Annotated in this window: 26 protein-coding genes and 1 tRNA gene; 15 read left to right on the top strand and 12 right to left on the bottom strand. The window is 30.5% G+C overall.

Annotated features, from left to right (window positions below; all coding sequences use genetic code 4):
* Positions 1 to 227 precede the first annotated feature (227 nt).
* Together EXC51_RS01110 and EXC51_RS01105 are read left to right on the top strand one after the other, a co-directional pair.
* Entirely contained in the window at positions 228 to 737 is a 510-nt protein-coding gene (locus EXC51_RS01110) for a dUTP diphosphatase (protein WP_129620139.1), read from the top strand.
* Positions 738 to 745: 8 nt separating this feature from the next.
* Positions 746 to 829, top strand: a tRNA-Leu gene (locus EXC51_RS01105).
* Positions 830 to 919: 90 nt separating this feature from the next.
* Here EXC51_RS01105 and EXC51_RS01100 read toward each other — a convergent pair.
* The 3 genes from EXC51_RS01100 to EXC51_RS01090 all read right to left on the bottom strand — a co-directional run bounded on the left by EXC51_RS01100 (position 920) and on the right by EXC51_RS01090 (position 7640).
* Positions 920 to 5818 (bottom strand): lipase family protein, encoded by a 4899-nt coding sequence (locus tag EXC51_RS01100; protein ID WP_129620138.1) that lies wholly within the window; start codon positions 5816 to 5818, stop codon positions 920 to 922.
* 644 nt (positions 5819 to 6462) lie between these two features.
* The gene (locus EXC51_RS01095) at positions 6463 to 6933 is read right to left on the bottom strand and encodes an IS30 family transposase (RefSeq protein WP_129620137.1); all 471 of its coding nucleotides are present in this window, start codon (positions 6931 to 6933) and stop codon (positions 6463 to 6465) included.
* Positions 6912 to 7640 (bottom strand): hypothetical protein, encoded by a 729-nt coding sequence (locus EXC51_RS01090; RefSeq protein ID WP_129620136.1) that lies wholly within the window; start codon positions 7638 to 7640, stop codon positions 6912 to 6914. Before EXC51_RS01090 ends, EXC51_RS01095 begins: the two co-directional genes overlap by 22 nt.
* Positions 7641 to 7825: 185 nt before the next feature.
* On the opposite strand from EXC51_RS01090, the gene EXC51_RS01085 reads away from it, so the two are divergent.
* The 4 genes from EXC51_RS01085 (at position 7826) to rpmE (ending at position 11463) form a co-directional block, all read left to right on the top strand.
* A complete protein-coding gene (locus EXC51_RS01085) occupies positions 7826 to 9262 on the top strand; it encodes a glycoside hydrolase family 1 protein (RefSeq protein ID WP_129620135.1) in 1437 nt (478 codons plus the stop codon).
* A gap of 62 nt (positions 9263 to 9324) precedes the next feature.
* Entirely contained in the window at positions 9325 to 10410 is a 1086-nt protein-coding gene (locus EXC51_RS01080; RefSeq protein ID WP_129620134.1) for a M42 family metallopeptidase, read from the top strand.
* Between the two features lie 224 nt (positions 10411 to 10634).
* Positions 10635 to 11234 carry a 30S ribosomal protein S4 gene (rpsD, locus tag EXC51_RS01075; RefSeq protein ID WP_129620133.1) on the top strand — a complete coding sequence of 200 codons (600 nt, stop codon included), beginning with the start codon at positions 10635 to 10637 and terminating at the stop codon, positions 11232 to 11234.
* Positions 11235 to 11253: 19 nt separating this feature from the next.
* The gene (gene rpmE, locus EXC51_RS01070; protein WP_129620132.1) at positions 11254 to 11463 is read left to right on the top strand and encodes a 50S ribosomal protein L31; all 210 of its coding nucleotides are present in this window, start codon (positions 11254 to 11256) and stop codon (positions 11461 to 11463) included.
* Positions 11464 to 11848: 385 nt separating this feature from the next.
* On the opposite strand, the gene atpC is transcribed toward rpmE, so the two are convergent.
* Genes atpC through EXC51_RS01025 form a run of 9 tightly spaced genes read right to left on the bottom strand, consistent with a single transcriptional unit; the run spans position 11849 to position 18790 of the window.
* A complete protein-coding gene (atpC, locus tag EXC51_RS01065; RefSeq protein ID WP_129620131.1) occupies positions 11849 to 12265 on the bottom strand; it encodes an ATP synthase F1 subunit epsilon in 417 nt (138 codons plus the stop codon).
* Positions 12258 to 13658 (bottom strand): F0F1 ATP synthase subunit beta, encoded by a 1401-nt coding sequence (gene atpD, locus EXC51_RS01060; protein ID WP_129620130.1) that lies wholly within the window; start codon positions 13656 to 13658, stop codon positions 12258 to 12260. Before atpD ends, atpC begins: the two co-directional genes overlap by 8 nt.
* Before the next feature lie 14 nt (positions 13659 to 13672).
* A complete protein-coding gene (atpG, locus tag EXC51_RS01055; protein WP_129620129.1) occupies positions 13673 to 14518 on the bottom strand; it encodes an ATP synthase F1 subunit gamma in 846 nt (281 codons plus the stop codon).
* Positions 14518 to 16101: a F0F1 ATP synthase subunit alpha gene (gene atpA / locus EXC51_RS01050; protein WP_129620128.1), complete on the bottom strand. Its 1584-nt coding sequence runs from the start codon at positions 16099 to 16101 to the stop codon at positions 14518 to 14520. The genes atpG and atpA overlap by 1 nt, the downstream gene beginning before the upstream one ends.
* 3 nt (positions 16102 to 16104) lie before the next feature.
* Positions 16105 to 16653 carry an ATP synthase F1 subunit delta gene (gene atpH, locus EXC51_RS01045; RefSeq protein ID WP_129620127.1) on the bottom strand — a complete coding sequence of 183 codons (549 nt, stop codon included), beginning with the start codon at positions 16651 to 16653 and terminating at the stop codon, positions 16105 to 16107.
* On the bottom strand, positions 16653 to 17222 hold the full coding sequence (atpF, locus tag EXC51_RS01040) for a F0F1 ATP synthase subunit B (protein WP_129620126.1): 570 nt from the start codon (positions 17220 to 17222) through the stop codon (positions 16653 to 16655). Before atpF ends, atpH begins: the two co-directional genes overlap by 1 nt.
* Positions 17223 to 17224: 2 nt before the next feature.
* Complete coding sequence (gene atpE, locus EXC51_RS01035; RefSeq protein WP_187468995.1) at positions 17225 to 17530, bottom strand: ATP synthase F0 subunit C; 306 nt, start codon at positions 17528 to 17530, stop codon at positions 17225 to 17227.
* Positions 17531 to 17554: 24 nt separating this feature from the next.
* The gene (locus tag EXC51_RS01030; RefSeq protein WP_129620125.1) at positions 17555 to 18322 is read right to left on the bottom strand and encodes a F0F1 ATP synthase subunit A; all 768 of its coding nucleotides are present in this window, start codon (positions 18320 to 18322) and stop codon (positions 17555 to 17557) included.
* Between the two features lie 12 nt (positions 18323 to 18334).
* Positions 18335 to 18790 carry a hypothetical protein gene (locus EXC51_RS01025; protein WP_129620124.1) on the bottom strand — a complete coding sequence of 152 codons (456 nt, stop codon included), beginning with the start codon at positions 18788 to 18790 and terminating at the stop codon, positions 18335 to 18337.
* A 390-nt stretch (positions 18791 to 19180) separates the two neighbouring features.
* Here EXC51_RS01025 and EXC51_RS01020 point away from each other — a divergent pair, with 390 nt between their 5' ends.
* From EXC51_RS01020 to EXC51_RS00980, 9 genes are all read left to right on the top strand, one after another.
* The gene (locus tag EXC51_RS01020) at positions 19181 to 20482 is read left to right on the top strand and encodes a glucose-6-phosphate isomerase (protein ID WP_129620123.1); all 1302 of its coding nucleotides are present in this window, start codon (positions 19181 to 19183) and stop codon (positions 20480 to 20482) included.
* Positions 20483 to 20574: 92 nt separating this feature from the next.
* Entirely contained in the window at positions 20575 to 21018 is a 444-nt protein-coding gene (locus EXC51_RS01015) for a MurR/RpiR family transcriptional regulator (RefSeq protein ID WP_129620122.1), read from the top strand.
* A complete protein-coding gene (locus tag EXC51_RS01010) occupies positions 20981 to 21427 on the top strand; it encodes a MurR/RpiR family transcriptional regulator (RefSeq protein WP_129620121.1) in 447 nt (148 codons plus the stop codon). Before EXC51_RS01015 ends, EXC51_RS01010 begins: the two co-directional genes overlap by 38 nt.
* Before the next feature lie 148 nt (positions 21428 to 21575).
* Complete coding sequence (locus EXC51_RS01005) at positions 21576 to 22052, top strand: hypothetical protein (protein ID WP_129620120.1); 477 nt, start codon at positions 21576 to 21578, stop codon at positions 22050 to 22052.
* Between the two features lie 3 nt (positions 22053 to 22055).
* On the top strand, positions 22056 to 22886 hold the full coding sequence (kduI, locus tag EXC51_RS01000) for a 5-dehydro-4-deoxy-D-glucuronate isomerase (protein WP_129620119.1): 831 nt from the start codon (positions 22056 to 22058) through the stop codon (positions 22884 to 22886).
* Positions 22886 to 24118 carry a glycoside hydrolase family 88 protein gene (locus EXC51_RS00995; RefSeq protein ID WP_129620118.1) on the top strand — a complete coding sequence of 411 codons (1233 nt, stop codon included), beginning with the start codon at positions 22886 to 22888 and terminating at the stop codon, positions 24116 to 24118. The genes kduI and EXC51_RS00995 overlap by 1 nt, the downstream gene beginning before the upstream one ends.
* 9 nt (positions 24119 to 24127) lie before the next feature.
* A complete protein-coding gene (locus EXC51_RS00990; protein WP_129620117.1) occupies positions 24128 to 24610 on the top strand; it encodes a PTS sugar transporter subunit IIB in 483 nt (160 codons plus the stop codon).
* Positions 24611 to 24661: 51 nt separating this feature from the next.
* Positions 24662 to 25570 (top strand): PTS sugar transporter subunit IIC, encoded by a 909-nt coding sequence (locus EXC51_RS00985; protein ID WP_223211644.1) that lies wholly within the window; start codon positions 24662 to 24664, stop codon positions 25568 to 25570.
* Positions 25560 to 26432, top strand: coding sequence for a PTS system mannose/fructose/sorbose family transporter subunit IID (locus tag EXC51_RS00980; RefSeq protein WP_129620116.1), 873 nt, complete (start codon positions 25560 to 25562; stop codon positions 26430 to 26432). Before EXC51_RS00985 ends, EXC51_RS00980 begins: the two co-directional genes overlap by 11 nt.

Below are 26432 nucleotides of genomic sequence, written 5' to 3'. Positions count from 1 at the left end.
AAAAGAACTTCAAAATTTATAAGAAAACAAGCCACAAGGGCTTGCGCTTTTGATTTTGCTTTTGTCACTATTTCTTCATTTTTTGCACTAATTTTTTTATAATTTAAACATTAAAAAAGCATTGTTATTTTTTACCACTTAACTTGCGCGTCACTTTTCCAATTTTTAATCATAATAAATCCAGTTTATTTTGCTAATTTTACCTTGAGGGTGTTATAATTTTTATTATGAATTTAAGTAAAATTTTTGAAATGCAAAAAGATTTAGATAAGGAATTTAGCATCAAAACAAAGCAAACGCACCCTGATTTAACAGAACAAGATATACATATCCAAAGAACCCTAGCTTTAATTGTTGAAGCTGGTGAATTTATTAACGAAGTGCAATCTTTCAAATATTGAAAAATAAACAAAAATGTTAATCGTGAATTAGTGCTTGAAGAATTTGCGGATTTAGTGCATTTCTTTGTTAATTTTGCTAATACATACAACATCGAACCTATTATTAAGCCACTTGTTTTAAGTGATGATATTAATATCCAGTTTCAAAAACTTTTTTTATCCATATCTAAAATAATGTATAATAAAAATACCCTATTAGTGAAAAGAAGAATCAAAAGATCCTTTAGAATTGCTTTAGGTGCATTTGTAAAACTTGGCTTTACATATGATGATCTTTTTGAATTTTATAAATTCAAAAACGAAAAAAATTATCAAAGAATAAAAAATAATTATTAATTATTTTTGCCTTAGTGGTGGAATGGTAGACGCTGCGGACTCAAAATCCGCTGGATTTATCCGTGCAGGTTCAAGTCCTGTCTAAGGCACCAACAACCTTACTCATTGAGTAAGTTTTTTTATACAAAAACACCATTACCTATCTTGGTAATGGTGTTTTGTTTGCTTTAAATTAACAAGTGTTATCATATTTTGAAAAAGAGCTTAAGTGCTAAGAAGATTGCTCCAATTGGTGCAGTAATTACTGAAAGAGTAATTAAAAATACTTTTCATCTAGCCATTGAGTAATTTTTATTATCTACTTCGATTTTATCTTTAAGTATTACATCAATAACTTGATCGCTTTCAACATTTGCAATGACTTTAATATTGGTTGGAGCAACAAGATTACCAGTTTCATTGAAAATAGGCACTTTGTAGCTTTCATGATAAAGCACCTTAACATCATTTTCTTGCACCACCTTATTATTGAAAATAAAGCGATATTTTAAGGTATATTCTTTTTTATAAACATCTAATACATATTCTTCAATAGGAGCAAAAGTAGTTGGTGATTCTTGACTAAGAAAGTATCCATTTGGAACATTAATATCTTGAATTAAAATTTCACCATTGAACGGAATTAAGATCACTTGAGTATCAATATCTTCATTTTTATATCTAAAAACAAAGGTTGTTTTGATTTTTTGTGGAACTAAAACCAAATTGTTTTCCATTCCTGTTTGAAGCGTCACATTATCACCTTCAAGCTCAAAATACATTGGAATTAATAAATCATTTTTATTAATTGAGTATTCTGAATATGAAATAAAGTTTTGAGTACTGATTTTTTGACCTTGGTAGAAGTAATTAATTTTTGTAGCAACTTGATCTTTAATTAAATTAACCACAACTTCTTGATCATCTTCAACGCTAATTATGTTTGGTCAACTATCTTGAAGTTTATATTTAAATGCATTAGTTCCTGAATCAGGTATTTGCACGCTCGGAGCAGCTTCTAAATAAGGAACAGAAACAGTTTCTTTAGCTATGACATTATTTTCGAAAACAAATTTATACACTACTTCAAAAATCTTTTTCTCAACTTTAATTGTGTAAGTTTGCCCTGGCTCAAATTCACGAATTGAAAAATCGCTATCCACTCTATAACCTTTAGGTAAAGTAATTTCACCAAGTTCAATTACTGAATTATCAGATTGAGAAATTGTAATTGAATCAATTTCTTGTTTATTATTTACAAACACAAATTTTGTTTGAATAACATTATCAGTTAAATGTAAATCATTAACAATACCTTTTTGAATAGTTGCTTTTTTATTAATTAAAGAATATCCATTTGGAATGTTTAAATCAGCTACAGTTATTTCGTGTGAAGGAGCTTTTGTAAATGTTTGAGAGCTAATTAAAGCATTATTAAAGTAATAATTTACAGTTGTATTAATTATTGCTCTAGCTAATTTGACATCAAAACGAAGATTTTCTCTAACGTGTTTTACAGCTTTGTAATCGCTATGAAGCACATAATCATAATCTAGATTTTTTGAAGTTGGAATTGGTGGCAAACTATAACTTTCATCATAAAGAACATTAATAGTTTCGATTCCTACTTTTTCTTCTTGATCATAGAAAGAATAAGTCACTGTAAATGATTGTCTTTCAAGTTCAATTGTGTGTTCAACACCATTTTTAAGTGATAAATGATTTTTGTTTGCTAAAACATAACCAGTTGGCAAGATTAAATCTGATTCATTAATAAAAGCATCAAAATCTTTAACAACTAATTGATTAGCAAGTTCATAACCATTGTAAAAGTACTTAATTAAGCTTCTAAGTTTTTCTTTATTTAAGGTAATTTCATTGACTTCACCAGTTGCAATGTTTACACTAGAGCTTAAAATGTAATTTTTAGGAAGAACTAAATCATTTTGAGTTACTTTATAAAGCGGAGATTTATTAATAGTTTGAGTTTTAATTAAAAGACGATTTGTATCATAGAATTTAATAATTGTGTTTGCTTGTCTTTTTACAAGTTCCACATTAATAGTTTCATTTCTGTCAACAAGTGCAATTTTTTCTAAATTACTTGAATTTTCAGCTTCAAAAATAAAATCATCACTATTTGAATCTGGAATAGCAGGAACAATGTAATCTTTATGATAAGGTACAGTTAATGTTTCTGTTTTAATAACTTGATTTTGATAAACAAAATTGTATGTAAGAGTATATTTGTTTCTAATCAAACTTAGCTCATAATCTTGACCAGGAATAAATTCTTGAGTAGTATTTTCTAAACTAAAACCATGTGGAATCTCAATTTCGTTAGCAAAAATTCTTTGATCATAGTGCTTTGTGACTTTAGTATTTGAAATAACTTCATCACCTTCTTTTAAAGTAAATGTGCTTGTTCTATTAATTAAGTTAATGTCAACATTATTTGTAGCTCCAGTTGTGATATTTACTTGATCTGGATTTTCAATCATATATCCTTGTGGTAAATTTATATCACCGATTGCAACTGTATAGCGTGGAGCTTTTACAATTTGCGCTGTTTCAATTGTTTCGTTTTTATATACAAAATTAATTGTAGTGGTTACTGTATCTTTTTTCAATGCAACAGTGATTGTTTTATTTTCACTTACATTTTGGATCTTTTCAATTACATTTACAAGGCTGTATTCAAAGTCATTAGAATCGGAAACAGGAACTTGTGGAAGAGTGTATTCTTCATTATAAGGAACTATAACATCAACACTTTTAACTACAGAATCTCCAAAAACAAATTTATATGTTAATGTATATCTTTGTTTTGAAAGTTCAATTGTGTAAGTGTTATTTGCTTCGTACTGAACTTCTAAATAGTTAGCAATGTAGTGACTTGGAATAACTAATCTATCTTTTGTAATTAAAACATCAATTCAATCATTAATTACTTGAGTGGAAATAAGTTCTGAGTTATATAAAAATTTAAAAGTTGTATCAACCTTTGGAAGATCATATTCTTCAAGAACAATGTTTCAATCTTGAGTTTCTTCTGTTTCGCTCGTAATTTGGCTTGAAGTGATTCGATATCCTTTATGTAAATTAGGATTTTTTGGTAACTCCGGAGCAGTTAATGCTTGTGATTTTAAAGAAGTATGTGTTTTTCTTTCTACAACTTGTCCATTTAGAATGTAATTAAAGTTTTGAACGAAATTTATAGGTGTGACTTCAATATTATTTTCCTGTCCAATGGTAATTTTAGTTTCGGGGATTGTTAATTTATAATCTCCATTCAATCACTGCGGATCAAAAGCGATGCTTTCATCTAAATAAGTGTTTTTTGTGATTGTAGTGTCAAGTTTTTGATTGGTTAAGCTATCGATAAAGTTTATTGTTGTATCAACTTTATTCTCTACTTCTTCTAAGTCAATGTTAAATGTTGCTGATTTTGTAAAATCAGTTACTACAGGTATTGATTCAAGATTTTTTAGTACATATTTTTTACGGATATTGCTATTTGTAGGAATTGTTGCAACTGGAGCTTCTGCATTTTCAGCATTTATACCAAATTGTTGAGTACTAATGATTTTTCCATTTAAATTGAAATTGTAAACAAGATTGTGGTAATCTAAATTAATTTCTATATCGTGCGAAGCTAAGCTCAGATTGTTTATTTGATTTTCATTTACAAAGCTATATCCAGCAGGTAAACCTTTTTTGATTTTATCTGCAAATCTTTTTTGGTTAGTAAATACATTTGAAAATTCGGCAACAACAGTACCGCTTCCTCTTTTAACGTATCTAACATTTAGAATTTTTTTAGTAGAAGCAAGGTTTAAAAGTTGTTCTTGCGGATTTTCTACAACTTCAGCTGCTTTTCTAATTCCGTTAACAAATTTCTTAGCCACTATTTCTTTTTTGAAAAACTCAGCATTGCTATGACCCCCAGGTCCTAAAATCTCAACGTTTTTATATCAACCTACAATACCCATTGAATCACCTTGAGTTCTATAGTTATGTGACATTTTTTCATCAATTCATTGATTTATAACATTTTCAAATTCAGGATTCTTATTTTTTGGTGCATTAAAAGTTCAAGAGCCTAAAAAGTTCTCGCTTTTAATTCCATTTTTTTTATTAATTTTTAAATATGCAGCCAACCCGTTAGCTAAATACCCACCAAGAGAGTGTCCAGTTACAGCGAATTTAACAACATTTTCTTTGTTAATTCAATCTAACTGAGCTGTATTATAGTTGCTTCTATTAAATTCAGGTGCTTTTAAGGGGTCTCTTAATTTTCAATCTTGTCAATATCAAGAAGCTCAGTTAACATTTTGATATAGCTGCTTAGGTAAATTACCACCTGCTAAAAGTAAGTCTGCACCTAAATCACCATCACCACCTTTTGTACCTCTAATTGCAAGTACGTTTAGGGTTTGGTTTTTTAATCAGGGAAAATCACTTTGATTTGTAAATCAAATTGCATCATATCCATTTGGTCCATCATAAATATACACAGGCTTTCAAAAACGAGCAAGTTCATATTGCATATTTACATATGAATTTAGCATATATTTGTCTTTAGAATATTTTTTAGGATCTTCTAAATCTAAAGTAGCTCGAACATCATTTTTGAAATCAAGAAAATTATCATCATTAAACATTTTAAAGATAACTTTTGGCTCACGATATGCTAATTCTTGAAAAAATAGCATATCACGTGGAGAAAGATCTCATTCAAGTTTGTTTTGATCTTCAGAATCAATAATTCCATCCCCGTCGCTATCTTGCATACGTGGGTGTGAATTTAATCCGTAATATTGAGTTCCTTCTTTGAAATATGTAAATATTTCATCTTTATTTTTGATTCCATCTTGATCATCATCTGATTCTGGATCTAAAACTGATTGGTTTAAAAGAAGTGAATCATAAAATCCACCTTCTAGTTTTATAGTTCCATTAGCAATTTTTTGAGCTGTTTCTGAAGTTAATTTTTCGGTATTTGTGCTAGGAAAATCGATTGTTTTAGCTGCTGAAATTGATGCAAAAAGTGGTAAAGCTAATGCTAAAGCGAAAAATCCTTTTCTGATTTTTTTGACCATAAATCCCCTTAAAAAATTGATTATTTTTTTATACCTTATTTTTATTTACATTATACCAAATATTGAAGGTTATTTGCAGGGTAATCGCTATCAAAAGCGCAATAAAAATTGGAAAAGTGACACGCAAGTTCAGTGTCAAAAAAATAACAATGCTTTTTTAATGTTTAAATTATAAAAAAATTAGTGCAAAAAATTAAGAAATAGTGACAAAAGCAAAACCAAAAGCGCAAGCCCTTGTGGCTTGTTTTCTTATAAATTTTTGAAGTTCTTTTGCTTCTTTTCTGTGAAAGAAAAGAAGGCCCCTGCGGCAGCACAATCATTGAATCTGTGTCTAAAGATAAACATAGCACAACACCGCAAAAAACTAGCATTTCACATTAAATGGGCTTCAATCACTAAAATCTAGTTTAGGTCTCAAAGACCAAAGATTTCCTTTTACCCATATTAATTTTGAAGTTCTTTTGCTTCTTTTCTGCGAAAGAAAAGAAGGCCCCTGCGGCAGCACAATTATTGAATATGTAACAAAATAGCAATATTATAAGCCTATATTATCTAAACTAACATTTACACAACAAAAAGATTTACTTTACGAAAATCTAGTTTAGGTGTTAAAACCCGAAATCAGCATTTATTGCTATTACTTTTTAAAGTTTTATTGCTATTACTCTTTTGTATTCATCGATTTGTTCTTTGAGTCAAAACACATATTCTTGTGTGAGTGAATTGAAACTTTTACCCTTTGGAATAAATCTTCTAATGTATCTATGAGCATTTTCAATTGAACCTTTTTGATATGAAGCATAAGGTTTACATTTAAATAATCTTTTCTTGCCTACCACTTTATGAAGAAGTGTGTTTTCACTGCCGTTATCTACTGTCAAAGTCTTTATTTCAAGATTGTATTTTCTTATTAACATCCTTAATGCTTTGTTAATTGATTTTGCATCTCTTTCGGTTAAAGCGATATATAATTCTCTAGTTTTACGGTCTAAAAGTGTAAAAAGAACAAACTTATCTTCTCTTTTCCCTATTACTGTATCAGCTTCAAAATGCCCTTTTTCTAGCCTTAAATTCGCTTCTTCAGGTCTATATTTTAGGTCTCTAGCGTGTATCAAGGATTTTTACCTTGCTTTAATGTAGTTTTTGTATAGCCACCTCTTGATAAATATAAAAGCGGGTCAAGAGGAAGCTTTATTCTTTGTTGCTTTAGAGCTTTATAAACTGTGCTAAATGTAGGGCAAAAAGTATCTGGATTTGTTTGTTTGAACGAGTTGACCATAAATTTCACAGACATTTTACATTTAATGTTTTTAGAGTTTTTGCTTGCTTTTTTTCTTAATTCTTTAGTTACATCATTTCAATATTTCTTAAAGTGACTTCACTTATTTTTTTGCGATTCTGACACTATCATTAACCTTTTAGTTTTATAACTAAGTAAATGATTTGCTAGTTTTCTGAACGAGAGAAATTTAGTTATAAAAATTTTGTCTCCACAATTTTTGCAAATAACTTTATTTTTTAAGCTTTTGTGATAGTCATTTTTTTCAATCATTATTTCCATTTTTTGCTTAACCGTTCTAGATTGATAACCAAAATATTTCGCTACTTTTGATATTGAATTCAACACTAGAACTTTTAAAATAATTTCTCACATTAATAGTATAGATATTTGTTTATCTCTAAGTAATCTTTTAGAAGAAACATTTGAGTGAAGACGTTTTATCTCATCATCTGTTTCTTTGATGATAAAGTGACGTGAGTTTTCAGCATTATTTTTTACACAAATAATATTTAGTTTAGATAAATCTATTAATTTTTTCATATAATAAAAATGTGTCCTTTCTTTTCGAGCATTATTATTTTACACAATGGACACAAAAAAGTCACATGCATTAAATTTGCGTGTGACTTTTCTAATTTGTAATCAAAAGCGCAATTTACCTTTGTGAAAAAGTGAAAATAATTTAAAATTTTATTAACAATAAATTTAATTTTAAGGAGCATAAAATGAGTAAATTTCCTAAAAATTTCTTTTGAGGTGGAGCTACTGCAGCTAATCAACTTGAAGGTTTTTACAATCATGGTGGTAAAGGTCTATCGGTAACAGATGCACTAACTGGTGGTGATGTAGATAAACCAAGAAGAGTAACTTACATCCGTGATGAAAACGAATTTTACCCCAATGCAGATGCAGTAAAACATTATCAGTTTTACAAGGAAGATATTGCACTTTTAGCAAAAATGGGATTTAAATGTTATCGTTTTTCAATTGCGTGAAGCAGAATTTTTCCTAATGGTGATGATGCATTTCCAAACGAAGAAGGATTGCAATTTTATGACCTATTACTTGATGAGCTAATCAAATATAGAATTGAACCAATTGTGACGATTTCTCACTATGAAATGCCGCTTAATTTAGCGTTAAAATATAATGGATTTAAAAACAGAAAGACCATCAAGTTTTTCGAAAATTATGTTAGGGTAATTTTCGAAAGATACAAAGATAAAGTCAAATATTGAATTACATTTAATGAAGTCAATATGCCACTTTTACACCCGCTTGGATCATTTTTATCACTAGGAATCATTGATAAAAATGCTAATGGAATTTCAATGAATGAGTGAAATGTAAATTTACAAACTAAATTACAAGCGCTTCATCACCAATTTGTTGCTAGTGCCATTGCTACTAAAATTGCTCATAAGGAGTATCCAAATTTTAAAATTGGTTGCATGCTTTTAATGTCAACTAAATACCCTTATAATTGCAATCCGGCTAACGTACTTGCGGCTCAAGAAAAAATGAATTATGGAATTTATTATGCTGCAGATGTACTTGTGCGTGGTGCATATCCATATTTTGCAAAAAAATATTGAAAAGATAACGGAATTACTCTTAATATAACCAAAGAAGACCTGGAGCTTTTAAAAGAAGGAACAGTAGATTATTTCAGTTTTAGTTATTATTCAACTAGCGTGGAAGATATAACTGGAATGGCTGATAAATCAAAAGGAGGAAATTTCGAATTTGGACTTAAAAACCCTTATTTAAAATCAAGCGATTGAGGGTGGCAAATTGATTCAGAAGGGCTTAGATATACATTAAATGAGCTTTATGCTCGATACCAAATTCCACTTTTTGTATCTGAAAATGGACTTGGAGCTATTGATGTGAAAAATGAAGATAACACAATTGATGATGATTATCGAATTGCATATCTTGCTAAGCATGTTAAAGCTATGGAAGATGCTCTTAGCGATGGAGTTGATCTTTTTGGATATACAATGTGAGGTTGCATTGATTTAGTTTCAGCTACAACTGGTGAATTTGCTAAAAGATATGGATTTGTCTATGTTGATCGTCATGATGATGGAAGTGGTGATTTTGCTCGCTACCCTAAAAAATCATTCTATTGATATAAAGATTTAATTGAAAATAGTTAATTTTTTAAATATTTCTATAAAATTGAATTAATTACAAATAATATTTATTAAAGAGGTTTATTATGGATAAAAAATACTCAAAATTAGCAGAAAGACTTAATGTTTATATGAACATTGAAGCTATTTCTCGTTTTGAAGAACCAGTTGTGAATGAGCTTAAAAAATCAATCAAAAGTGGTTTTGAAATTTCAAGAGATGCTCTTGGGTCAGTTATTTTCTTTAAAAAATCAAAAAGAGAAAATGCTCCAAAAGTTATGTTAGCAGCTCACATGGATGAAGTTGGATACATGGTTAGAAGCATCCAAAAAAATGGGAACATTATGGTAACTACAGTTGGTGGAGTGTGACCAAATGTTGTTATTGGAACTAAAGCAACTGTGGTGACTCAATCTGAAGGAAAAAGATTTGTTGGAGTTTTTGGACACACTTCAATTCATATTTTAGAAAGAGAAAAATTTACTAAAGCAATTGAAGCTAAAGAGCTTTTTGTTGATTTAGGATTTACAAGTGATGAAGAAGTTACAAAAGCCGGAATTGCAATTGGGGACCCAATTTACATTGCTGGTGAAACAATTGAATTTGCAAACAACATCATTGGTGGTAAATCAATGGACAACCGTGCTGGAGTTACAGCGCTTGAAGCTATTGCGAATAACATTGCTGACTTAGAACTGGATTGTGATGTTTATTTAGTTGGAACAGTTCAAGAAGAAGTTGGAACTAGAGGGGCTAAAACATCTGTAAGTATAATTAACCCTGATGTTGCTTTTGCAGTTGATACAGGAGCTGCGCATGATACAACAGGATGTATTCCAGGAACTCCAGTTCTTGGAAAAGGTGTAAGCATCCTTGTAAAAGATGGTGGAACATTACCTGATCCAAAATTAATTAATTATGTAATGAATGTAGCTAAAACTAAAGACATTCCTGCATATAAATATGTAGCTGAAGGTGGTGGTACAGATGCTGCTGAACTTCAATATGGATGTGGCGGAGCAGCTGTTATGACTATCTCAATTCCGCAAAGATATCTTCACAGCCCAATTGGTCTTGCATCACTTGTAGATATTCAAGCAACAGTTGATTTAATGACAGAATTTATCAAATCATATAGTCCTGAAGAACATGATAAATTAAGCTATAAATAAGAAATATAGGGATAAAAGAAGCAAATTCTTTTATCTTTTTTTATTTTGCTAAACTGGAAGATTTGATAAAATAAATAAGCATAAATAACAGCAGTTTATTATGGCTGGTAAGTAAATTTAATATGTTAAATTTTGTAAGTAAATTTGCTGCTAAATTGAAAGCATTAAATTAAATTTATCTAGCTAGAAATAAACCCTCTCTTTATGCAGAAAAGAGGAAAAACATGTCAAGATATACAGGTCCTGTATTTAAAAAATCACGTCGTTTAGGTTTTTCAATTCTTGAAACAGGAAAAGAATTTGCAAAAGGTAGAAAAAGAACTTATGCACCTGGACAACACGGAAACAAAAGAGTAAAACTTTCAGATTACGGATTACACTTATACGAAAAACAAAAAGTTAAACACCTTTATGGAGTTAGTGAAAAACAACTTGTTAAAACTTTCCAAAAAGCTATTAAAATCAAAGGTGTTACAGGTACAAACTTACTTCAATTATTAGAAGTTCGTTTAGATAACTTAGTATACCGTGCTGGATTTGCTTCTACAAGAAGACAAGCTCGTCAATTAGTAAACCACGGTCACTTTACATTAAACGGTAAAAAAGCTAACATTCCTTCAATGGTTGTTAGTGTAAATGATGTAGTAGAATTAAAAGAAAAATCACAAAAAAATCAACAAATTCTTGATTCAATGGAAGCTAAAGCTGCTTCAGCATGACTTACAAGAAAAGACTTCAAAGTAACATTAGATCGTTTACCAGAAAGAAACGAATTGCATCCAGAAATTAAAGATGCATTAGTTGTTGAGTTCTACTCAAAATAGTTAAAAAGGAGATATATTTATGAAAAAAGATATCCACCCAAAATACGTTGAAGTTAGTGTAAAATGCTCTACATGTGATAAAGCTTTTAACTTTAAATCTACAAAATCATCATTCGCAGTTGACGTATGTTCAGGTTGCCACCCAGTTTACACAGGAAACAGAACACAAGTTAAAGCAACAGGAAGAATTGATGCATTTAACAAACGTCTTGCTAAAAAAGCTCAATAATTTAAAATTTATTTAAATTTTTAACCTTAGAGGCTTGACTCTAAGGTTTTTTGTTTAAAATTGTTGCATATACTAACTTACTAGAAAGGAAGAGAAAATGATTTTAATACTTACATTGTGCATAATTGCTGTTATTGCTTTAATTTTAGGGTTAATGATACTCTTTTCTCTTGATAAGAAATAACAATGATAAAAAACCAAGCTTAGAATCTAAGTTTGGTTTTTATTTACTACCTTGTAATTTTAATATTGCTAATCGATAAATGCTAAACAGAAGCTATATAATAAATATTTTTAGACCTTTCACGCAGGAATAAACCACTTTAATAACTTCCAAAACCTAAAATAAAACCATTCCTTATGACACAAGGAATGGTGGCAATTATTATTTATGATATGTATTATAAGCATCAATTCTACCTAAAGCTTTTTTAAGTTTAAGCTCAAGTTTTGCAGTGTTCATATCTTTTTGTTTGCTTTCTTCGATTTGTTTAATGTATTTATCTCTATCTGCTTCTGCACGTGATAAATCAATGTCATTAACATTGATTATATCATCTGTGATGATGTTGATTTTGGTAGAGTCAGCATAAACTAATCCACCACCAATGATGCATTTAATTGAATCTTTGTCATTTTCATGACCAATAATTAAGTTCCCAATTTCCACATTACTAAAGAAAGGGCTTCGATGAGACTGAAGACCAATATAACCTTCAGCAGTTTTTAAAGTTACAATATCTACTTTTCCTACATAGAAAATTCCAGTAGGAGTTGTGATGTTAAGATAAACTTTAGACATTTTCTAATTTTTCAGCTCTTTCTTTAACTTCATCAATGCTTCCTGCATATCTGAAGATATCTTCAGGTAAATGATCATATTCACCACTTAAAATTTCTTTGAAACTTCTAATAGTATCACTTAATTTAACGTATGAACCTTTAATTCCTGAGAATTTTTCAGCAACTGTAAATGGTTGTGAAAGAAAGTTTCTGATTCTGCGTGCCCGTGCAACAATTTTCTTATCTTCTTCAGATAATTCACCCATCCCTAAAATTGCAATAATGTCTTGAAGTTCTTTAAATCTTTGTAAAATTCCCACAACTTCTTGAGCAACATTATAGTGATCTTGTCCAACTACAAGCGGATCAAGTAATCTTGATGAAGATTCAAGCGGATCAATGGCAGGATAAATTCCAAGCGCAGCAATTCCACGGTCTAAAACAGTTTTAGCATCAAGGTGAGTGAAGGTTGTAGCAGGAGCTGGGTCAGTTAAATCGTCAGCAGGCACATAAACAGCTTGCACTGAAGTGATTGAACCCCTTTTAGTTGAAGTAATTCTTTCTTGAAGCGCACCCATTTCAGTAGCAAGTGTTGGTTGATATCCAACAGCTGAAGGCATTCTACCTAAAAGTGCAGAAACCTCACTACCAGCTTGAGTAAATCTGAAGATGTTATCGATGAAAAGAAGCACATCTTGGTTTTGTTTATCTCTGAAGTATTCAGCCATTGTTAAACCAGTTAAAGCAACTCTCATACGAGCCCCTGGAGGTTCGTTCATTTGACCAAACACAAGTGCTGTTTTATCTAAAACACCAGCAGCTTTCATTTCGTAGTATAAATCGTTTCCTTCACGAGTTCTTTCGCCAACTCCAGCAAAAACTGAAAGTCCATTATGTTGTGTTGCAATGTTGTTAATTAACTCTTGAACTAAAACAGTTTTACCAACTCCAGCTCCACCAAAAAGACCAATTTTTCCACCTTTTGCATAAGGAATTAAAAGGTCGATAACTTTAATTCCAGTTTCTAAAATTTCAGATGATGTTTTTTGTTCTTCATATGAAGGACTAGGTGCATGAATTGAAGCTTTTTGTACATTTGTATCCATAGGCATTTCGTCAATTGGATTACCTAAAACGTCAAACATACGCCCTAAAATTTCATTCCCTACTGGCACTGAAATAGGAGCTCCTGTATCATAAGCATTAAGTCCACGATATAAACCGTTAGTTGAAACCATTGAGATTGTTCTTACAGTATCATCCCCAATGTGTTGAGCAACTTCAAATGTAAATTTTTCACCATCTTTTTCACAAATAATGGCATTAAGTAATTTTGGAAGTTTTCCATCGGTAAAACGAACATCGACAACAGGACCTAAAATTTGAACTATTGTTCCAACATTTTTATGCATTTTTACCTCCTATTTTATGTTGCATCTGCTCCAGATACAATTTCGTTAATTTCTTGTGTAATAATGCTTTGTCTACTTCTGTTAAATTCAAGCGAAAGAGCTTGAATTAGATCTTCAGCATTATCTGTAGCATTTTCCATAGCATTTCTACGAGCTGCAAGTTCAGAAACTTTTGAAGCAGTTCCTAAAGTATAAATCATACTTGCAATATAAAGTGGAATTGAGTTTTTCAAAATTGTTTCAGGATTAGGTTCAAATTCCACATAACTTACATATCTTGAATCGTTGCTAATATCAAAAGGAAAAATTTTTTTAATTTCCGCTTCTTGTAAAATATTATTAACAAACTTTGTATAAACAAGGTTTATGTTTCTAATTTGTTTTTCGTGATAAAGCTTTAAAGCAAGCTTTGTGATTTTATCACTAATTTTGTATGGAACTGTATCACCGTAGTTGGTGTAATGATCCACGATGTTGTTTTTGAATTTTTCTAATAACATTCCTAAACCTTTGGTTCCTAACACAATCAATTTATCATTAGGCTTAATTTTATTTTCAATTAAGTGTACAATGTTTGAGTTATATGAACCACAAAGCCCTAAATCGCTAGTTATAACGATATAAAGTGAATTCTCAACTTCATCATTTGAAGGGAAAACGCTTTTAAAATCATTAGGGGAAATGTTTGTGATTAAATCGTGAAATGTAAGTTCAAGAATATCTTGGTATGATTTAACTTTTTCAGCTTGTTCTCTAGCTTTTCTAAGTTTTGAAGCAGCCACTAACTGCATTGCATTAGTGATTTTTTTAGTATTAGTAACTACTCCGATTCTATTTTTTAAAGCATTTAAATTCGACATTAATCAACCTTATTTTTTAGGTATTTTGATGAAAAAGCTTTATACATTTTTGGATCGTAATTTGGAATAGTTGCAATAATTTCGGTAACAATATCAACCAATGTTGTTTCCATTAATTTGTAATTTGATTCACCAATTACTCCGGTATCTGAAATTTCAGATTCAATAAGTTTACCTTCAGGAGTTGAATTAATAAATGACATTACACGATAACGATATTCATGCATATATTCTTTTGGTAAAGGGTTAATAATTCTTTCTTTAACCCCTAAAAGAAGCATAATTTGCACAACTTGTGAAATTGGGAAATATTGTTCTTGTTTAAGAAGTTCATAAACTTTTGCTCCGTGGTTTAAGATAGTTTTAGTTGAATCATCTAAATCTGAACCAAATTGAGCAAAAGCAAGCATTTCATTATATTGAGCAAGCTCTAATTTTAATGAACCAACAACACTTTTCATTGCTTTAGTTTGAGCAGCTGATCCTACCCGGCTAACTGAAAAACCAACATCAACTGCAGGTCTTTGTCCTGAGTTGAATAAATTTTCACGGGTGAAAATTTGACCATCAGTAATTGAAATAACATTAGTAGGAATATAAGCTGAAATATCACCTTGAAGAGTTTCGATAATTGGAAGGGCAGTAATTGACCCACCCCCATATTTTTGGTTTAAACGAGCTGCACGCTCAAGTAATTGTGAGTGAAGATAGAAAACATCTCCTGGGTAAGCTTCACGACCTGGTGGACGTCTAAGAAGAAGTGAAAGTGTACGGTAAGCAATAGCATGCTTAGAAAGATCATCATACACAATAAGCACGTCTTTTCCTTGTTTCATTCAAAACTCAGCAATTGTAACTCCAGTATAAGGAGCAATGTATTGTTGAGGAGCAAGTTCACTAGCACCTGAAACAACAACTGTTGTATATTCTAAAGCTCCTGTATCTGCAAGCTTTTGCACAATTTGGGCAACTGTAGAGTTTTTTTGCCCAATTGCAACATAAACACAATTTACACCTTTACCTTTTTGGTTAATAATTGTATCAATTGCAATAGCTGTTTTACCTGTTTGACGGTCACCAATAATAAGTTCTCTTTGACCTTTTCCAATTGGAATCATTGAGTCAATAGCGATAATTCCAGTTTCAAGTGGTTGGTTAACTTCTTTACGGCTCATTACTCCGGATGCAACCTTAAAGATTCGGCTTTTTTCAGAAGCTTTAATAATACCTTTACCATCAATTGGATTTCCAAGTGAATCAACAACTCTACCAAGAAGAGCATCACCTACTTCAACTGAGATAACTTCACCACTTCTTTTAACTGTATCACCTTCAGAAACATCGTTAGCGTTACCAAAAAGAGCAACCCCAACAGCTTCTTCTTCAAGGTTGATAGCAAGCCCATAAATATCGTTATCAAAGATAACAATTTCACCATTTTGAACTTTTTCAAGCCCGCTTACAAGGGCAATTCCATCACCAATTGAAATAACTTTTCCAATTTCAGAGTGATGAACTTTTTCATCTAAATGACGAATACGTTCTTTAATAATTGCTGAAATATCATCTAAACGATTTGCCATATTTTATCTCCCCCTTTCATCATTGATAATTTGATTTTTTAATTTTAATAAGTCATTTTTGTAGTTTCTTTGATACAACTCAGTATCAAAAACGATTTGAAATCCTGAAATTAAATCTGGATCAATTTCAGTGAGAATTTCAATTTTTTTATTAGTTTGCTTTTCAAGTTTATTTTTAATTTTTTCAATTGTTGCTTCCTCAAGTTCAAAAGCAGTGATAACTTTAGCAAAGAGAATGTTAAGCACTTCATTTGAAAGTTTCAAGTAGTGAGTAACAATTTTTTTCATCATAAATGAAGCTCTACGTTCAATAATAACTTTGCAAGTATTAATAATGAGCTTGTCAAATCCTTGCAAAATTTCATCAACTAAACTTCATTTTTCTTTTAGTGAGATATTTGCATTTTTTCAATACAAAATAAGTTCAGGATTTTTATCAATAATTTCACGAAGTGTTTTCATTTGTTGATGAATTTCTTCAAAGTTTTTTTGCTCTTTAACAAGTTCAAAAAGAGCTAGCGCATACCCATTTGGGTTAGCTTTTATATACATTAAATATCCTCAATTGGACTATTATCTTTTAAGAATTCATCAATAATTTCTTGTTGTGTAGATTTTGAAATTTCACGTTTAAGAATTTTATTAGCAAGCTCTACAGCCACTTCGGTAATGTATTTTTTAGAATTTTTGTCAAATTCTCTTTGTTGAGCCTGAATGTCTAAATTGGTTTCTTCAATTAATCTACGTGCATCATCTTTTGCTTTTTTAGTGTAGCGATCGATAACTTTTTCCGCCTTAATTTTAGCGTTATTAATGATCATATCTGATTGCTTGTGTGAGTTTTTCAAATTGTCATTAGCTAAATTAAGCTTATCCAAACTTTCTTGCTTATAACTAATTGCATCATCAATATTTTTTTGAATAAATTGTTGACGTTTGGCAATCATTTTTCTTACTGGACGATATAAAAAGAAAAATAGAAAACCAAAACAAATTGCAAAAGCAATAATTGTAGCAAGCATTAATGGAATACTTGGGAATAAAGTGCTGAATTTTTCTTGAAGCCCTTCAGTTGCTGACTTAGGGGTATCAATAGCAAATAATTTGGTAACTACTGTCATTATTATTTAAGCACGAAAAGAATTAAAATAGCGATAACAAAAGCATAGATTGCAGCTGTTTCAGCAATACCATCACCAAGAATAAGCATTGTACGGATTTTACTTACAGCTTCTGGGTTTCTTCCAACGGCTTCAGCTGCTTTACCAGCAGCAAAACCTTGTCCAATACCTGTTCCTAAACAACCAATTGCTGCAAGTCCAGCACCAATAGCAACAAGACCAACTTTTAATGATGAATCTGAGTTAGTAGCAGCTTGTTGTACTGCATTTGGTGTATCTTCGAATAATTTTGTAACTGTTTCAATCATAATTAACCTCCAAAATGTAAATGATTAATAAATAGCATTAGTTTTTCTTTTAAGTTTTAATTTACTTAAAAAGTTTTTTACACCTTTTGTTTCTGTTCCTTTTTCATTTTCACCCTCACTTACTTCACTAAGTCAATAAATCGAAGTTAAAAGGGTAAAAATATAACATTGTAACAACGTATCGAATAAGTCAAAATAAATATGAAAAATAGGTGTAAAAATAACTGAGAAAAAGTATCATTGGTGATTTGGTGAAGCTAAAGTTCATATGTACCCAAAAATTGTGTAAATAAGGAACATAATTACTCCACCACCAACAATATTTCCGTATAAACGAAGTGAAAGAGAAATAAGTGGTGAGAAAGCGCCTGGAATTTCAAGTGGATTAAGATATTTTTTTAAGTATCTAATTTTTTGGTAAATTCCACCAATAACAAAAATTCCTAATCAACTAGAAATTGCAAGTATCAATGGAATTGAATATGAAGAAGCAATCGGTTCAAGACCAAAAACAACAAGCATATTCCCAACCACTAAAAAGGTTGCTAAAACAAATAAATAAGGTTTACTTTTACTTAATTTTCCTTCAAAAACATCATTTAAGTTATTGTCAATTCCAGAAACATAAGCTTCAGCAACAAAGGCAATTCCTTTAGGTGCTTCATTTGGTTTAACTTTTGACACTTTATAATAAGCCACAAGTGAAATTATTATAATAATAATCACGGTCACAAACAGTGAAAAAAGTTGTGGTTGATTTCATTGTCAAATCTTATCCATCATTTCGTTCATGATACCTCCTTCCTATTTTTTCATTTTCTTAATTTTGATTGCTTCAAAAATATGAGCAACCATAATAGAGATAAATATCATACTAGCGCCAAAAACATAAGTAAAAATGTTAATTGGAGCTAGTGTATATCAAAGTGAATTATCAGCTTCTCTTTTTAAATAAGCGTGAAAATCTAGGTCTATTTGAACAATAGCAATCGTGATAATGGCTCATCATAATAATACTAGAAGGAATTTTAAAAATCCAAAAAAGAATGCGCTTTTTTTAGGTCTAATAAAAATAAAAAAAGAAACCATAAAGTTTACTTTATATGTTAAGAAAACTGATAATGCTCCTATCGCATAACCAAGGAAATATGAATAACCATCTTTAATAAAAAAAGATATAAAAATAAAAAGTAATAATATTGCTGTAAACAGAATAAAAAAAGTTCTTTCTACTCGCTTATAAATATTACTTTTTACCATATCATTTTTCCTTTGTTTTGCTTTTCTTATTTTATTACTTTTAGCTGGAAAACATAAAAAAATTATTCTTTTTTACAATAGCTCAAAAGGTAATTATTTCCCTATTTTGCTTAGTAATTTAGATTTTGATTAAAACTAGTAAAATTTGCTATTCAAGTTAGCTCATAAATTAAGGTCGGTTAAAATTAAAACAACAACTTTTCTAGTTTTAAAAAGGATGAATTTGTGAAAATGTGAAAAAAGTTCTCTAAGCAAAATACCTTCTATTGCTATTTTTAAGGAATCAAAATATTTTCCACAATATCTTGGAAATTTTGAAAAAAATTTTTTTGAACTATAATAAATAAACAATAATTAAATTTAAATTTTATAAAAATAAGGAGTTTTTTAATGGCATTAAAATATTTAGAACTTAATACTAAACCCGCATTAAAAAATGGATTAAGTGATGTTGCTTATCTTCAAGATAAAGTTACAAAAATTCATAATGATGTATTAAGTAAAAATGTTGCTGAAAAAGATTGACTTGGTTGATATGATTTACCAAATTCATACGATAAAGCTGAACTTGAAGCAATGAAAGCAAAAGCTAACCAGTGAGAAGAACAAGGTGTAGAAGTTGTTGTGGTAATTGGAATTGGTGGTTCATATTTAGGAGCTAAAACTGGATATGACTATATTTACGGACCATACTCACTAAAAAAACCAAGAATGGAACTTGTTTTTGCTGGAAATAGCATCTCTTCAGAAGAACTTGTTGCTAAATTAAACTATGTAAAAGACAAAAAATTTGCTATTAACGTAATTTCTAAATCAGGTACAACTTTAGAACCTTCAATTGCTTTTAGAGAGTTTAGAAACTTACTTGAAAAAAATGAAAAAGGTGATGCAAATGATTTAATTGCAGCTACAACCGATAAATCAAAAGGTGTGCTTTTTGAACTTGCAACTAAAAAAGGTTACACAAAATTCGTAGTTCCTGATGATGTTGGTGGGCGTTTTTCAGTACTTACAGCTGTTGGACTTTTCCCATTTATTTGTGCTGGAATTAATGTTGATAAAGTTTTAGAAGGAGCTAGAATTACAAATGAAGAATTATCTAGTCCGCTTTTAAATAACAACCCAGCTTATGAATATGCAGCTGTAAGAAACCATCTTTATGATAAAGAAGGTTTCAAAATTGAAATGCTTGTTAGCTACGAATCAAAATTACAATACTTTGCTGAATGATGAAAACAACTTTTTGCTGAATCTGAAGGTAAAGATGGAAAAGGAATTTGACCAACAAGCGCAATTTTCTCAACTGATTTACATTCACTTGGACAAATGGTGCAAGATGGTTCAAAAATTCTTTTTGAAACTGTTTTAACACTTAAAAACCCAACTGTAAATATTGAATTTCAAGCTGATGAATTTGACTATGACAAACTTGGTTATTTAGACGGAAATAACTTACATACAGTTAATAACGTTGCTTTTGAAGCTACAATGAAAGCTCATACAGAAGTTGGAAAAGTTCCAAACATTCACATTCTTTTTGATAGCTTTAATGAAGAAACACTCGGAGCATTATTTATTTTCTTTGAAAGAGCGTTAACAATGAGTGCTTACCTTCTCGGGGTTAATCCATTTAACCAACCAGGAGTTGAAGTTTATAAGAAAAATATGTTCTCACTTTTAGGTAAAAAATAACAAAAAATAGGCTCTAAACATCGTTTTAGAGCTTTTTTACGCAAGTGTAAAATGTTTCAACTTTTGATAGAAACATTTATAATAAATAAAGTATGTTACAAGTTAAAGTTTTTGATTTTTTAAAAGACGATGAGAGAAAAAGTTTAGGAGATATTGACAACTATATTCTTAACTACATCGAATCTAACCCGGACGAATTTGTAAGACTTACTCAAAATGAAATTTGTGAAAGAATTTTTATCACCCAAACTTCTCTTAGTAGATTTACTAAAAAGGTAGGCTTTAATAGTTTCAAAATGCTTCAAATTCATGTTGCTAAGCATTTAGAAAAATATTTAATTATACCCGAACTTAAGCTTAATACTGTTGTAGAACTTGAAGATGTTAAACGCAATATTTTCGAGCAGTACATAAACTTAGTTAAAATAGTTTTTTCTACAATTGATGATAATCACCTTAATTCTTTAATTAATTTAATTAATTCGCGCAAAAAAACTTGTGGTTTTCGGAATTGGTTCTTCTTTTGAAACTGGTAAATATTTTGCGCGTCAATTATCAAAAAGCGGAATTGAAGCTATTGCTTTTAACTCCCTTCATGATTTTGTTGATTTTTACCCAACTGCAGTGCGTAATGGTTATCACTTTTTAATTATTTCACAAAAATTCACTAATTTAGATTGTGTTAAGGTGGCTAAAATCCTTGATGAAAACAAAATTAAGTTTTCTTTAATTAGCAAAAACCAAAACTACAATTTCAAAAGCAATGATCGAATTAATCCGGTTATTTACAACACTTTTAAAAATAGAGTAGTGGATTTTGAAATCACTGACAAAATCGCACAATTTATGATTCTTGACATTGTGCTCTTCTATCTTTTAAACAAAAACGACCCTCGATATGAAAACATTAACATTTCTAAAAATTTATGAAAAATTATTTCTTAAAATGCTTAGAATAAAATATTCATACAATCATTTAAAAAAGCTAAACACAGAATATTTTTTCTGTGTTTTTTCTTATTTTAATGAATAAATTATTATAAAAATGCTCCTAAGAGTAATAAAAAAATAAAATTACTTACAGGAGGTTAGAATGACACCAGAAAAAATTAAAAAATATTTAAATATGGTTATTTTTATTTTTCTTTCAATAGTGTTAATTGGTATCTTCTTTGGATACACAGGACAATTTGGTGATAAAAATAACGATGGTAAAAATATAGGAAGCATCTTAGATATTTTAGTTCCAGATTTAACAAGATCAATCGAATGACTTGCAGTAGCAACACTTGCTATCGGATGAATCGGATGAGAATTTGCTAGATCTAAAACAGGTAAAAGACTTTATGCATACATTTCTTTACCACTTATCTTAACAGCTTCAGTATCATCAATGACATTACTTGGATTCATTGGTGGAGGATTAGCAATTGTTTTAATTCTTCTTTACACATTCCAATTTATTGAACCAAGTAAAAAAGACACATTAGTTAATACTATCAATGATGCTGCAAAAGCAAATCAAAAAAATAACAAAAAATTTCTAAAAATCTTTTCAAGAGGTAAATAATAGATGAAAACTTTTTACGCAAGATCTCAAGAAGAAGTTAAAGGATTTGATACTTCAAAATTAAGAGAAAATTTTTTAATTGAGGATTTATTTGTAAGTGATGAACTGAAAGTTAACTACTTACATTATGATCGTGTAGTTGTTTTTGGTGCTAAACCAGTAAACAAAACACTTGATGTAAAAATTGATAGCCAAATCGGTGCTGCATTCTTTTTACAAAGAAGAGAATGTGGAATTATCAATATTGGTGGAGAAGGGATTATTGAATATGATGGTAATTCTGAAACACTTAAAAACAAAGATGGATTATACCTTCCAGTAGGAACTGAAAAAATTTCAGTTAAATCAGTTGATCCTTCAAACCCAGCTCTTTTCTATGGTTTTTCAACACAAGGGCTTATTAAATACCCAGTTACAAAAGTTGATATTGCAAATGCTAGAGCAATTAATTTAGGTAGCGATGCAGAAAGCAACAAACGGGTAATTTACCAATTCTTCCACCCAAATGTATGTCAAACAAATTCACTTTTAATGGGAATGACACTTCTTGAACCAAATAATATGTGAAACACAATGCCTTGCCATACACACGAAAGAAGAACAGAATGTTATCTTTACTTTGATTTAGAAGAAGATCAAAGAGTATTCCACATGATGGGACAACCACAAGAAACTCGTCATTTAGTTGTTAAAAATAATGATTTCGTAATTTCAGCTCCATGGTCAATTCACTCAGGTGTTGGAACAAGAAACTACAGCTTTATTTGAGCTATGGGTGGTGAAAACCTTGACTATACAGACATGCAAGGTGTTGGAACAAAGGATTTAAAATAATGTCTGAACAAAAGATTGTAAACAACCTTGTAAATAACAACGAGAAAATCTTAAATCCAGAATACTTAGCTAAAGATGCATCAAAAGTTGATAAAGCTTTCTTAGAAAATGCAATCGAAAAAGCTTTAAAACAAATTGATCTTAACATGGAATATTTTGGAGATAGCTTCCAAAGCCCAAATACATTCGATAATATCTACAAAAAAATGGATAACATTGAATGAACAGATGGCTTTTGAACAGGAATGGTTGCTCTTGCTTACGAGTATTCACACAATCCAAAATATTTAGAATTAGTAAAAAAACACATTGATTCATACTACGATAGAATTGTTAACAAAATCGAAGTAGATCACCATGATATGGGATTCCTTTACTCACTTTCATGTGTAGCTTACTACAAATTAACAGGAGATTTAAAAGCTAAAGAAGCTGCTATTCTTGCTGCAAGACACCTTGCTTCTCGTTATATTGAAGAAGCTAAGTTCATTAAAGCTTGAGGTGCAATGGGAGTTAAAGAAAACTACCGTTTAATTATTGACTGTCTTTTAAATATTCCTCTTTTACATTGAGCTGCTCAAAATGGTGAAGAAGAAGATAAAAAACTTTATGAAATGGCTATTAACCACTTTAATACATCGCTTCATACAGTAATTAGAGAAGATGGAACCACTTTCCACACTTTCTACTATGATCCAGATACAAATAAACCACTTTATGGCAAAACACGTCAAGGATACTCAGATGATTCTTGTTGAGCAAGAGGTCAAGCATGAGGTGTATATGGAATTCCACTTACAGTTAAATATGCTAAAAATGATCCAAGACTTGATAAAGATACATTCAAAATTCACCAAAAAGTTGTTAATCAATTCTTAAACAACCAAGGTAAAGATAACGTTGCTTATTGAGATTTAATCTTCAATAATGACGATACTCACTCAAGAGATTCATCAGCAAGTGCAATTGCTGCTTGCGGTCTTTTAGAGATGGCAAAACACATTGATGATCAAGCTACTAAAAAACTTTATGTAGATATTGCAAAATCAATCGTTTATTCATTAGCTACAAATTATGCTAATTTAGAAACAAAACCAGGTAGCCCAGTTCTTTTCCACGGAGTTTATTCATGACATTCAGGCAAAGGTGTTGATGAAGGAAACATTTGAGGAGATTACTACTACTTAGAAGCGTTAATGCGTTTATACAAAGAATGAGATCCATACTGATAGGAGTTAAAAATGGCAGAAATTATTCACGCAAGAGTTGATGAAAGACTTATGCATGGACAAGCATCATTATGAATGAAAGTTAATGGTGCAAACTCAGTTATCATTGCTAATGATGAAGCATCAACAAACCAATTACAACAAGATTTAATGAAAACTACAGTTCCTCAAGGGGTTAGAATTAGTTTCTACGCTCTTGATAAATTAGTAGAAATTTGACCAAAAGCATCTGAATGACAAAAATTCTATTTAGTTGCTAAAGATATCGAAAGTATGTACAAACTTGTTAAAGCAGGTTTACCAATTAAAGAAATTAACATTGGAAATACACATACACGTGAAGATCGTAAAAAAATTACTTCATCTGTTAACTTAAGTGCTGATGAAAGAAGAATGATTAAAGAAATGGTAGAAATGGGTGTTTTATTTAACACACAAAGTCTTCCAGGAGTTACAAAAGGTTTAGTTGAAACCGCAAAATTAATTGAAGATTAATTTTTAAATTCACAATTTATTATTTATTAATTTATAGAAAGGATTGCCAATATGCAATATTTAATCGAAATAACTCCAGCTCAGGCTTTATTTATTGGTTTATGAGCAGCAATTGCTGTTACTGGTACTCTTTTAGGTAACTATACAGCAACACCTATTATTTATGCAACTGGTATTGGTGTTATTTTAAGTGGTACACCTGGTGCATTAGCAAACGCTATTGTTGTTGGTGCTGCAGGTCAAACAGTTTGACTTGGGTTCGGAATTTCGCAAGGAGGGGTTAGACCACCAGATCCAATTGCTCCCGGAATTTTCGCACCAGTTGTTGCTCTTTCGGCTCAACCAATTATTGACGGAAGAATGCAACTTATGACTATTACAGACGCAGGGGTTTTCATTGGATATAGTGTTCCAGTTGGAATCTTAATGCAACTTTTAATTACACTTCTTTTCACAGCTATGTCACCAATGAGTCAATTAGCTACAAAAGCTGTTGAAAAAGGAAAATTTAGATTATTTAGCTTATACTCAAACTTAACACTTATCGTGTTAATGGTTGTAACGTTCGCCTTTGGTACAGTTGTTGGATTTAGTGCCAACTTCTTATCTGGTGTCGCAAACAACTTACCAGATTGATTAAGAACAGGATTTAGAGTAGCCGGAGGAATGCTTCCAGCCCTTGGATTTGCTCTTATTCTTAAAGTTATGCTTAAAAAAGAATACCTTGGATTTGCTTTACTTGGGTACTTCTTAACACTTGTTTTTGAAGCTATTGCAGTTGCTACAAAAACACAATTCTCAATCTTAGGACTTGCTATTGCAGTTTCAGCCTTTGTTCTTATTATCATGTCACTTACAAAGATTTTAGACTTAGACAAATTAAAAGCTCAAGCAGCAGCTCCTGTGCAAGTACATTCAAATAAACAAAACGCGGAAGGAGAGTATGAAGATGGAATCTAATAACAAAGAATTTGTTCAAATTCAAGCTGATAACACACTTGATTCAAGCAAAAAATTATCTATTTGATTATTTATTTGAATTTCACTTCGTTCATATTTACTTCAAAACGGATTTAACTATGCAAACTTCCAAGGTATTGGATATGCAAACGTTATTTACCCAGCTCTTAAAAGAATTTATGGAAAAGGTGAAAACCTTAAAAAAGCAGTTATTGCTAACTTAGAGTTCTTTAACTCAAACTCACAAACAATTACTCTTATTACATCAGTTCACTTATCACTTCTTGCATCAGGACAATCACTTGATGATGCTAGAACCATTAAAATGTCTCTTATGGGACCTCTTGCTGGTATTGGTGATTCACTTACACAATTTGCTATTTTCCCACTTATTTCTATTATTGCAATTGGATTTGCTCAAACTGGAGAAATTCTTGGACCTATCGTTTTCCTTTTAGGAATGAACGCAATTTTAATTACAGTTAGACTTTCACTTGGTATTTTAGGATACAAACTTGGGGAAAAAGTTATTTCAAAACTTGCTACACAAATGCAAACAATCATCCGTATTTCTTCAATGATTGGGGTTGCTATTATTGTTGCCCTTGCAGTAAGACTTACAAAAGTTAACCCAGCTCTTGAATTTGCTCAAAGACTTGATGCTGGATCACAAGGATTTGAAATTAAAACAGTTTCAGTTAGAGAAATTTTCAACAACATTATGCCTTACCTTGCTTCAGGAGCATGAGTTATCTTCATTTACATGGCAGTAACAAAATACAAATGAACACCATATAAAGTTATTATCGTTACAATTTTAGTTGGATTGACATGTGGTGTATTCGGAATTTTAGGAGCATAA

The organism is Mycoplasmopsis gallinacea (genome assembly GCF_900660495.1).
Lineage (GTDB): Bacteria > Bacillota_I > Bacilli_A > Mycoplasmatales > Metamycoplasmataceae > Mycoplasmopsis > Mycoplasmopsis gallinacea.
The sequence above is the reverse complement of the archived record's forward strand: the minus strand, read 5'-3'. Positions and strand labels throughout refer to the sequence as shown.